The organism is Nonomuraea sp. NPDC049655 (assembly GCF_044465465.1).
GTDB lineage: Bacteria > Actinomycetota > Actinomycetes > Streptosporangiales > Streptosporangiaceae > Nonomuraea.
This window is the reverse complement of the sequence record NZ_JBITLS010000015.1, coordinates 279,223-291,592: the sequence shown is the minus strand read 5'-3', so window position 1 is coordinate 291,592 and position 12,370 is coordinate 279,223. Positions and strand designations below refer to the sequence as shown.

Annotated in this window: 8 protein-coding genes; 3 read left to right on the top strand and 5 right to left on the bottom strand. The window is 73.1% G+C overall.

The annotated features are described in order from the left end of the window. The 3 genes from ACIBQ6_RS40470 to ACIBQ6_RS40460 are packed head-to-tail and all read right to left on the bottom strand — an operon-like array spanning position 1 to position 2,688. Complete coding sequence (locus tag ACIBQ6_RS40470) at positions 1-1,296, bottom strand: ATPase, T2SS/T4P/T4SS family (protein WP_358282517.1); 1,296 nt, start codon at positions 1,294-1,296, stop codon at positions 1-3. Then, entirely contained in the window at positions 1,293-2,009 is a 717-nt protein-coding gene (locus ACIBQ6_RS40465; RefSeq protein WP_357969990.1) for a hypothetical protein, read from the bottom strand. The genes ACIBQ6_RS40470 and ACIBQ6_RS40465 overlap by 4 nt, the downstream gene beginning before the upstream one ends. A 1-nt stretch (position 2,010) precedes the next feature. Beyond that, positions 2,011-2,688 carry a hypothetical protein gene (locus ACIBQ6_RS40460; protein WP_358282515.1) on the bottom strand — a complete coding sequence of 226 codons (678 nt, stop codon included), beginning with the start codon at positions 2,686-2,688 and terminating at the stop codon, positions 2,011-2,013. Positions 2,689-3,039: 351 nt separating this feature from the next. Here ACIBQ6_RS40460 and ACIBQ6_RS40455 point away from each other — a divergent pair, with 351 nt between their 5' ends. After that, entirely contained in the window at positions 3,040-7,767 is a 4,728-nt protein-coding gene (locus ACIBQ6_RS40455; RefSeq protein ID WP_397218416.1) for an FtsK/SpoIIIE domain-containing protein, read from the top strand. A gap of 223 nt (positions 7,768-7,990) precedes the next feature. Here ACIBQ6_RS40455 and ACIBQ6_RS40450 read toward each other — a convergent pair whose 3' ends face one another. Further along, positions 7,991-8,554 carry a helix-turn-helix domain-containing protein gene (locus ACIBQ6_RS40450; RefSeq protein ID WP_358282511.1) on the bottom strand — a complete coding sequence of 188 codons (564 nt, stop codon included), beginning with the start codon at positions 8,552-8,554 and terminating at the stop codon, positions 7,991-7,993. A gap of 139 nt (positions 8,555-8,693) precedes the next feature. After that, the gene (locus ACIBQ6_RS40445) at positions 8,694-9,041 is read right to left on the bottom strand and encodes a hypothetical protein (protein ID WP_397218415.1); all 348 of its coding nucleotides are present in this window, start codon (positions 9,039-9,041) and stop codon (positions 8,694-8,696) included. 414 nt (positions 9,042-9,455) lie between these two features. Here ACIBQ6_RS40445 and ACIBQ6_RS40440 point away from each other — a divergent pair, with 414 nt between their 5' ends. Beyond that, positions 9,456-10,775, top strand: coding sequence for an alpha/beta hydrolase family protein (locus ACIBQ6_RS40440; protein WP_397218414.1), 1,320 nt, complete (start codon positions 9,456-9,458; stop codon positions 10,773-10,775). 55 nt (positions 10,776-10,830) lie between these two features. Beyond that, entirely contained in the window at positions 10,831-12,237 is a 1,407-nt protein-coding gene (gene eccB, locus ACIBQ6_RS40435; RefSeq protein WP_397218413.1) for a type VII secretion protein EccB, read from the top strand. Positions 12,238-12,370: the final 133 nt, after the last annotated feature.

The window sequence follows — 12,370 nt, the reverse complement described above, 5'->3', positions numbered from 1 at the left end:
TCACCAGCCTCCCGGGTTGTAGCCGTGGGCGACGAGCTCCTCCAGGCACGAGACCGGCGCGTGCGGGACGGCCGTGCCGTCGGGACCGGGCACGAACACCTCGCTCGACAACACGCGGCCGTCGCAGCCGTTGACCTCGCGGATGCTGGAGACGTAACGCCGCAGGGTGCCGCCGACGTGGTAGTCGTTGCGCTTCTCGATGAAGACGACGAAGTCGATCGCGCCCGCGATGAGCATGTGCGTGGCGTCGATGGGCAGACGCTCGCCGGCCTGCAGGGCGTAGGTGGCGATGCGGTTGAAGACCTCCATGCTGGAGTTGGCGTGGATCGTCGACAACGAGCCGTCGTTGCCCTGGGTCATCGCGTTGAGCATGGTGACGATCTCGTCGCCCAGCACCTCGCCGACGATGACGCGGCTGGGGTTCATCCGCAGCGAGCGCCTGACCAGCTCGGCCATGGAGATCTCGCCCTGGCCCTCGGAGTTGGGCAGGCGCTGCTCGAAGGCGACGACGTTGGGGTGGAGCTCGGGGAACTGATCCAGGCCCAGCTCAAGGGCGCGTTCGACGGTGATCAGGCGCTCACTGGGCGGGATCTCGTTGGCCAGCGCCCGCAGCAGGGTGGTCTTGCCGGCGTTGGTGGACCCGGCGATCATGAGGTTCTTGCGGGCGGCGACGGCGGCCGTCAGGAATCTGCCGACCTCCGGGCTGATCGTGCCGTTGCCGGTCAGGTCGGACAGGAAGACCTTGCCGAGACGGGAGCGGCGGATCGACACGGCCGGGCGCACGGTGACGTCCATGACCGCGCTCAGCCGGGAGCCGTCGGGCAGCCGCAGGTCGAGCTGGGGGTTGGCGGTGTCGAACGGCCTGCTGGACAGCCCCGAGTACGCCGCCAGGATCTGGATCAGCTCGACCAGCTCGTCGTCGGACTCGGCGACCGGGTCCTGCATGAGCTCCTGGCCGTCGGCGTAGCTGACGAACACGCGGTCGCAGCCGTTGATGTCGATGTTCTCGACCTCGGGGTCGTCGAGCAGCGGCTGGAGTCGGCCCACGCCGAACAGCGCGGCGTGGATGCCGGCCGCCAGGGCCTCCTCCTCCTCGATGGTGGGCGGCGTGCGGCCGAGGCCGATCTCGTTGCGCGCGTGCTCCTCCAGCACCTGCGAGATCAGCGCCCTGGCGAACTGGCGCTCGTCCTCGCCGGACATCGGCGGGACGCCGCTCGCCTGGTCGATCCGGCGCTGCTGGGCCAGCCGGTCGCCGACCTCCTGGCGGAAACGTTTGACGAGCGTGTGGTCGATCATCGGTGGCTCACCAGCCTCGCGGCGAGGTCCCGGGCCGTGCGGATGAGCAGGGACCGGTCGAGCCGGCCGCCCCACTGCCCGCGCAGCAGCTCGGCGCCCTTGGCGTCGTGGGCCAGCCCGTGGACGAACTGGACGATGGGCCCGACGATCCTGCGCACGTCTTCGATCGAGGCCCGGTAGTTGCGCGGGTCGGCGATCACGACGACGCCGTGCGCCTTGGTGATCTGGAGGCGTTCGCGCAGGTGGGCGACGTGGTCGAGGGTCGCCCTGGTGAGCAGGAGCACCTGCTCGGCCTCGGCGAGGAGGTCGGCGATCTGCGGGTGGGAGCCCAGGCGGCCGCAGTCGGCGATCACGTCGGCGTCGGGGATGGCGGCCAGCGACCTGCCCAGCGGGCCCCACAGCCAGGTGAGCCCGGCCGCCTGCTCGCCGTGGGTGAGCCCGGCCAGCACGTCGAGCCCGCCGATGATCTTCTGCGTGTGCTGGTGGATCTGGGCGGGTTCGAGGCCCCTGCGGGCGGTCGCGCCGAGCGTGAGCAGGCCCTTGCCCGGGTTGAGCACGCCGCCGTCGGCGGCGGGCAGCCGGTAGGCGAGGTCGCCACCGGCCGGGTCGCACTCGGCCAGCAGCACGGGCCGCGGCCACACCGCCGCGAGGGCGGTGGCCGCGGTGGTCACGCCGGGCGCGCCCTTGTCGGCGGCCAGAACGATCAGCGCCACGTCAGCGCGCTCCCGGGAGCTCGGCCACCGCGATCTCTCCGCTGGAGGCATAGGCGAGTATTTGCGGTGAGTCCGACGAATCGACGATCACGGTGATCTGGCCGGAATTACCGCCGGTCCGGTTCTTGTCGCCCGTGCTGAACACGAGCGCGCTCTCGGCCAGTACGCGACTTTGCCCCTGAGCCGTCCGGTTCGGCACGTACACGACCTGGACGCGGTCGCCCTGTTGAATGCCGGCAGGCATTTGGCCGGGTTTGAGGGCGAGGCCGACGGTCGCCTTTCCCGGGCCGAGTTCGTCGCTGGCCTTGCTGCCCATCTGGTTGGTCAGCAGGGTGCCCGGCAGGATCGTGACCGCGGCGAAGCTCTTGGTCACCTCCGACCGCCGGGACCAGGGGACGTAGTCGACGCCCGTGTCCGAGGCGATCTTCACCTCTTCGAGCATGCCGTCCACGAACTCCTGGCCCGCGCCGACCTGCTGGGTGATCCTGATGGCGGAGACGCGGTCGCCGCTGCGCAGCACGAGCAGCGTGGTGGCCAGCGCTCCGCCGAGTATGAGCAGGACCGCCAGCGCGGCGAGGGCCGGCTTGCGTTCGCGTGGGGGCACGGGGAGCTTGCGCGAGGCCGGGCCGGACAACCCCGCCGCCGCGTTGTCGGCGACAGGTTTTTCACTGGTCCTCATGGGTGGGGGGCTCCCATTGTGAAATGCGGAATTCACGCCCATTATGTGGGGCGCCCGGGTGGGGCGTGGGCGGAATGCGAGGACCCATGCTTGTTTCGCAGGTGGCGCGATGTCAACCCGGAATAATCGATGCCTATTGTCTCTACCAAGTTGACGAATACCGATTTATCGGCATGCTGGTCACAGTTTTATCTTCAGTCGCATTAATCACAACTTTTTCAGGCTTGATCGTGACGCTGGGCGCGCGAGTTATCCACAGAACCGCGTTCTCATGCCGGTGGCGTCAACCGGGACACCTACTCTCGCTTCTGGCGCTACCTTGGCGCCCGAGGTCGAGCGAGGAGACGGCACATGCGGATCATGCTCACCGTGCTCGGCGAGCAGGGCGACCGTGACGTCGTGATCGACGGCGACGGCGGCGCCACGGTGGCCGGGGTGACCGAGGCGCTGAGCGGGCGCACGTCCATGGCGAAGGTCGTCCAGCTGCCGCGGACGCGCGCGCCCTACGGCCTGGCGCCCGAGGCCGGGGGGCGGGGCGGGGCCGAGGGGCGCATCCCCCGTCCGCGCGTCCCCGACCGGCTCGACGTCCCCGCCGACGTGCCCGGCGAGTCCGGCGCGCTGCTCTGGCGTGACGGGCGTCCGCTCGATCCGCGGGCGCCGGCGGCGGCCGTCCTGCGCGACGGCGACAAGGTCACGCTCGACCCGCGCCTGGCCCGCGCCACCGTGGTCGAGGAGCCCGGCGGGGTGGCCGAGATCCGCGTGATCGGCGGCCCGGCGGCGGGGGCCGTCCACCGGCTGGGGCTGGGCGTGCACGTCATCGGGTCCGACCCGACCTGCGCGATGGCCGTCGCCGATCCCCTCCTGGCCGCCGAGGCCGTCGCCGTGCGCGTGACGCCTGACGCGATCACCGTCGAACGGGCGCACCGGCAGAGCTCCGGGCAGCCCTCCAGGCTGAAGCTGAAGGGGCGGTGGGCCGAGGAGGTGGCCGAGCTGACCGCGCGGGTCGCCGAGCGGGAGGCGGCCGAGTTCGCCGCCGAGCAGGGCGACATGCCCGAGCTCGACGGCAGGGCGCTCACCGGGCCCGCCGAGTGGCCCGACCAGGCGGTGCTGACCTGCGGGTCCTCGGTGTTCGTGCTCACCTCCATCGAGCCCAAGGACGCCCACCTCGCGCCCAGGGGCGAGGGCGGGCTCGCCTACAACCGGCCGCCCAGGCTGCGCCGTCCCGAGCCGGAGCGCAGGTTCGTCAAGCCCAAGGAGCCCACCAGGTCCGAGGGCATGCGGCTGCAGTTGCTGGCCGCGTTCCTGCCCGCCGTGCTCGGCGTGACGCTGGCGTTCGCCCTGCACGCCCCCTATTACCTGCTCGTCGCCCTGATGACGCCGATCATCATGATCGGCCAGTGGGTCAGCGACCGCCGCCACGGCAGGAAGAAGCACAAGCAGGCGCTCAAGGAGTTCGGCGAACGCGTCCGGGCCTACGACGAGGAGGTCGAGCGGGCCAGGGCCGCAGACGAGGCCGCGCGCAGGTCCGACGCGCCCGACCCGGCCCAGGTCCTGCTCACGGCGACCGGGCCGCGCAGGCGTCTGTGGGAGCGCCGCATCCACGACGCCGACTCCCTGCGGCTGCGCGTCGGCCTCGCCGACCTGCCCGCCAACCTCGACCTGTCGGAGGAGCAGGGCGGTCCGATCGAGCCGCCGCTCTGCCGCGCCGTGCCGGTGGCGCTGGCCATGCGCCGGCTCGGCGTCGCGGGCGTCACCGGCCCGCGCGGGGCCGCGACCAGCCTGGCCGGCTGGCTGATCGCCCAGGCCGCCACCCTGCACAGCCCGCGCGACCTGGCCATCGTGGTCGTGTCCGCGCGCGCCGACGGCGAACGCCGCTGGGGCTGGACGCGCTGGCTGCCGCACTGCGCCCCGCGTGCGGGCGAAGACTGCGTGGCCCTGGTCGGCAGCGACCCCGAGTCGGCCGCCCGCCGCGTCGCCGAACTGGCCGCGCTCATCGACGAACGCCAGAACACCGCCATCCCCGAGTTCGGCAAGATCCCCACAGGCTGGGATGATCTGGGCGGCCCCGAGAAGCCCAGCTTCTCCTCCTACGACGTCCGTCCGCACGACGTCCTGGTGATCCTCGACGGTGCCCAGATCCTGCGCGGCCTGCCCAACATGCCCCAGGTCCTGCGGCAGGGCCCCCGGTCCGGGGTGTTCACCCTCGCCATCGACGACGACCAGCGGCTGCTGCCCGAGGAGTGCCAGACGGTGGCGGCCTGCGGCTCCGACGGCCTCGTCCGCCTGCTCGGTGGCGGTCTCGACGTGATCGGGCCGGTGCTGGGCGACCTGGTCTCGTCCGCCTGGTGCGACCGGCTGGCCAGGGCCCTGTCCCCCATCCGCGACGTGAGCCGGGACGATCCGTCGGGCAACCTGCCCGGAGCCGTCCGCCTGCTCGACCTGATGGGCATGCCCGACCCGTCCGGCAAGGAGCTGGCCGGCCGGTGGCGGGCCCGCGGCACCACCGAGGCGCTGATCGGCGTCGGCCCCGACGGCCCGTTCTCGGTCGACCTCAAGCTCGACGGCCCCCACGGGCTGATCGCCGGCACCACCGGCGCGGGCAAGTCCGAGCTGCTGCAGACGCTGATCTGCTCGCTGGCGGTGGCCAACCGGCCCGACCAGCTCACGTTCGTGCTGATCGACTACAAGGGCGGCGCGGCCTTCAAGGAGTGCGTACGCCTGCCGCACACCGTCGGCATGGTCAGCGACCTCGACGGGCACCTGACCCAGCGGGCCCTCGACTCGCTGGCGGCCGAGATCCGGCGCAGGGAACGCCTGCTGCTGGCGGCGGGCGCCAAGGACATCGACGACTACGCCGGCCAGGCCCCCATGCCGCGCCTGGTGCTGATCATCGACGAGTTCGCCGCGCTGGTGGCCGAGCTGCCCGACTTCGTGGCCGGCCTGGTGGACATCGCGCGGCGGGGCCGTTCGCTGGGCATCCACCTGATCCTGGCCACCCAGCGGCCGGCAGGCGTGGTCACGGCCGACATCCAGGCCAACACCTCGCTGCGGATCGCGCTGCGGGTGACCGAGCCCGCCGAGTCCACCGACGTCATCGACCTGCCCGACGCGGCCGCGATCTCCAAGTCCACCCCTGGCCGGTGTTACGTGCGGTCGGGGGTGGGGGCGGCGATCGCCGTCCAGACGGCCAGGGTGGGCGGGCGGAGCCCCGCGCGTGTGCCGTCCGCCGGGGGGCCGGCCGGGCGGGTGCGGGTGCTCGACGTCGACTGGCGATCGCTCGGCAGGCCGCTTCCGCCGCCTCCGGAGCCGGCCGAGGAGTCGGCGGTCACCGATCTCGGCCTGGTCGCGGACGCGCTCGTCGAGGCCGGCCGGTTGGCGGGCGTCCCGGCCCAGCCGAGCCCGTGGCTCGCCCCCCTGCCCACCCACCTGGTGCTCGACCTGCCCACCGCCCCGCCGGAGGGCTCGCTCGGAGCCGGGCACGCCGGTCCCGCGTCGCCGTACGAGGGGGCTGGGGTGCCGGAAGGTGCGGCTGGGGTGGCGTACGAGGTGGCCGGCGGCGGGTTCGAGGAGGTGGCGCCGTTGGCGTTCGGGGTGAGCGACCGTCCGTGGCGGCAGGATCGTTGCCCGCTGGCGCTCGACCTGGCCAACGGCGGCCACCTGCTGATCGCGGGCGCCCCGCGTAGCGGCCGCTCGACGGCGTTGCGGACCATCGCCGGCGCCATCGCGGCCCGGACGTCGCCCGCCGACGTGCACGTCCATGCGGTGGACTGCGGCTCGGGCGCGCTGCTGCCCGTCATGGCGATGCCCCACTGCGGCGCCGTCGTCACCCGCGACCAGATCGAACGGGTGGAGCGGCTGCTCGGCCGGCTGCGCGCCGAGGTGGGCCGCCGCCAGCAACTGCTGGCCGAGGCGGGCCACGCCTCGCTCGCCGAATACCGCCAGGCCGGTCACCGCCTGCCGTGGCTGGTGTTCATGCTCGACCGCTGGGAGGGCTTCGTCGCCGCGTTCGAGAGCTACGACTACGGTCGCCTGATCGAAGCCCTGCTCCAGCTCCTGCGCGAGGGCCCGGCGGTGGGGTTGCGCGCGGTGGTCACCAGCGACCGGTCCGGCCTGCTCGGCCAGGTCTCGACGGTCTTCGACGACCGCCTGCTGCTGCGCCTGTCCGACACGGCCGACTACGGGCTGGCCGGGTTCCCGCTCAAGGGGCTGCCCGCCTCCATGCCTCCGGGCCGCGCCTTGTCGCTGGGCGAGCACGGCATCACCGAACACCACATCGCCCTTCTCTCCGCCGACCCCGCGGGCCCCGCCCAGGTCGCCGCCCTCCAGGCCCTGGCCCGCAGCGCGAGCCCGCAGGCCGCCGGGCGTGGGGGGCGCTCCGGGGAGGGCGAACAGCCGCTGCGCGTCGACGCGCTGCCGATGCGGGTCACCGCGTCCCAGACGATGGACCTCGATCCGGCGTTCACTCCGCCGTCCCCGCTGTGGGCGCTGGTCGGGGCGGGTGGGGACGCGCTCACCCCGCTCGGCGTCGACCTGCTGGCCCACGGGCCGGGTGCGGTGATCGCGGGGCCGTCGCGGTCGGGGCGGTCGTCCGTACTGGTGACGGCGGCGCGGTCGCTCATCGCCGCGGGCACGCCGGTCGTCGCCGTCGCCCCCAGACGAAGCCCGCTGCGCGACCTGGCGGACGCGGTGGCCGTCCTCGACGGGAACGCCGCCGACCTATCCGAACTGGTCGCTGACCTGGGCCAGTACGTGGTGGTCGTGGACGACGCCGAACTGGTCAACCCGGACTCACCGCTGGGCACGTCCCTGGAGGAGGTGCTCCGCTCGGGCAGGGACGGCGATCACGGCCTGCTGATCGCCGGCTCCACCGGTGACCTGGCGGTCGCCTATCGCGGGTTCGTGGCCGAGACCCGCAAGTCCCGTACGGGCGTGCTCCTGTCGGTCCAGGGCCCGACCGACGGCGACCTGTTCAGCATCCGCCTGCCCCGCGGGGCCGGCGGCGGCCCACCTGGCCGCGGCCTCCTGGTCACCACCGGCAACATCACCCCCATCCAAACAGCCCTCCCCGACACCTCCTGACCCACCACCCAAGCCTCCGCCGCGAGCCGCCCGAGCCACTCAGCCGTAGCCACCCGACCCATCCCACGTCACCCACCCCTTGAGGACCGCACGGGTCCGGGCGTCCTGGGCATGGCATCTGAGTCAGGCTCGTCGGACGGGGAGGGGCGTTCAGGGCCCATGCCACCGCGGCCGGTCGGCCTCCCTGGGGCCCGATGCGTGCGGGTGGCGGCGTTGTGGGGGGTCAGGAGTCGTCGGCGGGGAGGGTGTACATGCGAACGTACAGCGGGCGGGCGTCGGGTGGTGCCTCGTCCGCGGGGTGGCTGTATTTCAGGAGCAGGGCCACGTAGGCGTCGTGGAACTCCCTGAGCTCGTCCTTGGTCATGCGGGCGAGCCCCCGGGAGCCCTTCACCCAGTCGGGGTCGGTCTGGAAGGCGGCGGGGAGGCGGTCCAGCAGGGCGCGGTCCTCCTCCAGCCCGATCCGGTGGAACTCGGTCAGGACCGCCTGATCCTCCGGGCCGAGGTCGCCGGGCTCGGGGAGGCGGATGTCCCTGGGTAGTTTGGCGCGGCGCCACCAGCGTTCGCGGCCGGAGGAGCGTTCGGGGATCTCCTCGATGAAGCCGTACTTCTCCAGTTGGCGCAGGTGGTAGCTGGTGGTGCCGGTCTTGGCGCCGAGCAGCTCGCCGAGGGTGGTGGAGGTGGCTGGGCCGTGGATGTTCAGGTGGGTCAGCATGCGGCGGCGCATGGGATGGGCCAGGGCCTTGAGCCGGTCGGGATCGTGGAGCACCAGGGGCTCGTCGTCCTTCATGAGGAGCAGGCTAGTCCTTGAGGACGATATCTGCAGACATCTCTTTGCCGAGATATCTCTGCAGACTACTGTCGGCAATATGCGAAACCTCTTCACGGCCTCTGCCGCCGTCTCCCTCAGCGCCGTCGCGGGCGTCGTGTTATGGCTCAGTACGCCCGGACTGGGTCGTGCCGCCCCCGCCGCCGACGTCACCTCGAACGCCGCAACGACGGCCGATCTCGGCCAGAAGGCCGCAATGACCGGTGAAGGACGGCGCGGCGCTGGGGCCGGGGCGGTCGAGCCCGATCGCGCGGGACCGGCAGTTCCGGGCGGCCTCACCGTTCCCGGCGGCCTGGCGGTTGCCGGTGACCTGGCGGTTGCCGGTGACCTGGCGGCTGTTGGCGGCCAGGCGGCTGTTGGCGGCCTCGCGGCTCCCGGTGGCCAGGCGGCTGCAGGTGGCCAGGCGGCTCCAAGTGGCCTTGCGGTTCCGGGTGACCTGACGGTTCATGAGGTGACGTTCCGCGGCAGCGGTGGGCTGGAGATGCACGGCAGCGTGATCAGCCCGTCGGCCAGCGCGATCAGCCCCTCAGGTGCCGGCAGCGCGGCCCAGGCCGGAGGCACAGCACAGGTCGGCGGTACAGCCGGTGTCGGGGGCACAGCACAGGTCGGGGGTACGGCCCAAGGCGGCGGTACAGCCCAAGGCGGGGCTAAGGGGCAGCCCGGAGACATGGCCCAGGTCGGGGGCGCGTCCCAGGCCGGGCGCGAGGCCGGACAAGGCAGGGACGGCGCGGCCGGGCAAGGCCGGGACGACCTGGCCGGGCTGAGCCGGGACGGCCTCGCCGGAGAGGGCGCGAGCGGTCGGGGTGGACGGGCTGGGGTTGTGTTGGTGCATGGGGCGGGGACGGGGACGTCTCGGGAGAAGTTGCTGGGTGAGGCCGTCGCCTTCGCCCGGCAGGGCCTGACCGTGCTGATCTACGACAAGCGCTCGGTGAACTATTCGCTGTTCCATCGGTCGTACGCGCAACTCGCCGACGACGCGCTCGGCGCGGTCGCGACGCTGCGCAAGGAGCCCGGGGTCGATCCCGGCAAGGTCGGCATCTGGGGGCTCAGCGAGGGCGGGTGGGTGGCGCCGCTCGCCGCCTCCAAGTCCAAGGACATCGCGTTCGTGGTGGTGGTCGGGGCCAACGCGTTGCAGCCCCTGCGGCAGCAGACGTGGGCCGTGGCGGCCGGGTTGCGCAAGGCGGGGGTCGGCGGGTCGCTGGTCGAGCACGCCGAGCCCAAGCTGTACCGGGTGATCGCGGACGGGGACATGTTCCCCGAGCCCTACTACGATCCCGAGCCGGTCCTGGCCGCGGTGCGGCAGCCGGTGCTGGCGATCTGGGGCGTGCACGACCTGCTGACCCCGCCTCGCGAGACGCCGCCGATCTTCCGCGCGGCGTTGGAGAAGGGCGGCAACAGGCGGTACACGTTCCGGTTCTTCGAGAAGGCCGATCACGCGGCTCATGTGACCCCGGACGGCGGCGTCACGCGTCTGCCCGAGCTCGCTCCCGGTTACGCCGAGCTGGTGGGCGGCTGGGTGGCGAAGGCGACCTCGGGTCAGGCGCCGGTCGCGGAGGTGTCGGGGCCCGCGCCCGTCCAGGCGGAGGACTCCGTCGGGACGCCGCCGCCCGCGTGGTGGGAGTCGGCCTTCGCGCAGACGGCGGTCCTGGCGCTGTTCCTGGCTGGGTTCGCCGGATATCCGGCGGTCGCCGTGGTCCGGCGGATCCGGGGCCGCGGCGCGGCCCGGCCCACACCGACCAACGAAACGACAGCCGCCCACGCCACGCCGACCGCGGAAACGGCAGCGGTCCGGGCCACGTCGGCCAAAGAAACGGCAGCGGTCCGGAGCACGCCGGCCAAAGAAACGGCGGCGGTCCGGAGCACGCCGGCCAAGGGGACGGCGGCGGCTCGGGTGGTCAGCGCCGGAGGGCTCGCGGCGGCGCTGGGCGGGTTCGCCTACCTGTTCTACCTGATGTCCACCGGCGGAAAGCTGGCCGCGCCCGGTCCGATGCTCCTCGGCAGGCCGCTCGTCTGGCTGGCGCTGCAGGCCGTCGCGGTGGCCACCGTCGTGGCGACGGCGCTGGCAGCGCGCACGTGGCGGCGCGAACGCGCGACCGGCGAGCGGGTACGGCTGGGCCTGCTCGTCGCGGCGGGCGTGGCCTTCGTTCCGTGGGCGTTCTATTGGGGTTTGCTACTTCCGTAGAGGTTCATGACACAAGAGCGTTCTATGCTGATCCCTGCGATACGGGAGAGGTGAGATGCAGACCCGGAAGGACCTCTACCAGGCTCATCGGCTGATGCAGCAGCGCCTGGGCATGGCGTTGCTGCAGGCTGAGCCCGATGTGCCGGAGACGCCCATGCGGCGGCACAACGTGGCGATGTTCTGCGGCGTGCTCGTGGGCGTGCTCATCGCGGCGGTGTTCGGGATCTGGGGGCTGCTCAAACCCGGCGGGGCGACGAACCTGACCGAGGCCGGCCAGCTCCTGGTCGAGGAGGAGACGGGCGCCACCTACGTCTACAGCCAGGAGCAGGGGCGGCTGCTGCCGACCGCCAACTACGTCTCGGCGCTGCTGCTGCTCGACGCGACCGACTTCAAGGTGCGCAACGTCTCCGCCGCGTCGCTGGCGACGCTGCCGCGCGGGCCGCTGGTGGGCATCGCGGGCGCGCCGGACAGCCTTCCGGCCCGCGAGAAGCTGGTGAAGGGCCCGTGGTCGGCGTGCGTGACCGAGCCGGGGCAGGCCGCCGGGGCGCGGGGGCCGTACGTCACGCTGGTGGGCGGACAGGACGTCGGCGGGACACCCGTGGGCGGCGACGCGCTGGTCGTCACGGACGGCCAGCAGGGCTGGGTGGTCTGGAACGACCGGCGCATGAAGGTGACCGAGACGGGTGTGCGCGCGCTCAACGCCCATCCCAGAAGAGTGCCCTCGACCTGGATCAACGCGATCCCTCCCGGCCCCGACTTCATGCCGCCGCCCATCACCGGCCTGGGCCGGCGCGCCGTCGCCCCCGGGGGCGGCAAGGGTGCGGTCGGTCAGGTCTACACCGTGAAGGGCATGGGCGGGGCTCCCGACCGCTGGTACGTGCTGCTCGCCGACGGGCTCGCCCCCGTCAACCTCACCCAGGCGACGCTGCTGCTCGCCGACCCGAGGACCAAGGCCGCGTACGGCAGGCGCGCCGCCGTCCCGCTCGAGATCGACGCCGCCACCGCGAACGGCCGGACCTCCCGCCAGACCCTCACGGTCGGCGGCCTGCCGACGAGCCTGCCCAGAACGGTCACGTCCTCGGCGGCGCTGTGCGCGGTGTACGCCGACACGCAGAACGGCTCAGCGCAGGCGAAGATCACGGTCGGCGCGACGATGACCATTCCCGTGCCCACGTCCCGGAGCGACCAGGAGCACTTCGACCAGGTGCTGCTGCCCGCCGGCGGCGCGGCCCTGGGCGGCCTGCTGCCCGGGGACGGCCAGAAGGCGTTCGTGCAGACCTACTTCCTGCTCACCGACCAGGGCAGGAGGTTCCCGCTGCAGACCGGGGACCAGATCAACAAGCTGGGGTACGGCGCCGAGGACGTCACGCCGGTGCCCTACAACCTCGTCCACCTGATCCCGGAGGGCCCGGCGCTCGACCCGACGGCGGCGCGCTCACCGGTGCAGGTCACGGCCCAGTGAGCGGCGGGGGGGGGGGGGGGGGCGCCCCGGGGGGGGGGGCGCCCCCGGGGGGGGGGGGGGGGGCCCCCGCCGGGGGGGGGGGGCCGGGCCGCGCCGCGGGCCCGCCCCCCACACCAGCCGCCCCCGCGGCACG

Coding starts and splice junctions, on each gene's coding strand:
- ACIBQ6_RS40455 (WP_397218416.1), top strand. CDS start 3,040: ATGCGGATCATGCTCACCGTGCTCGGCGAGCAGGGCGACCGTGACGTC.
- ACIBQ6_RS40460 (WP_358282515.1), bottom strand. CDS start 2,688: ATGAGGACCAGTGAAAAACCTGTCGCCGACAACGCGGCGGCGGGGTTG.
- ACIBQ6_RS40470 (WP_358282517.1), bottom strand. CDS start 1,296: ATGATCGACCACACGCTCGTCAAACGTTTCCGCCAGGAGGTCGGCGAC.
- ACIBQ6_RS40445 (WP_397218415.1), bottom strand. CDS start 9,041: ATGAACCGTCAGGTCACCCGGAACCGCAAGGCCACTTGGAGCCGCCTG.
- ACIBQ6_RS40450 (WP_358282511.1), bottom strand. CDS start 8,554: ATGAAGGACGACGAGCCCCTGGTGCTCCACGATCCCGACCGGCTCAAG.
- eccB (WP_397218413.1), top strand. CDS start 10,831: ATGCAGACCCGGAAGGACCTCTACCAGGCTCATCGGCTGATGCAGCAG.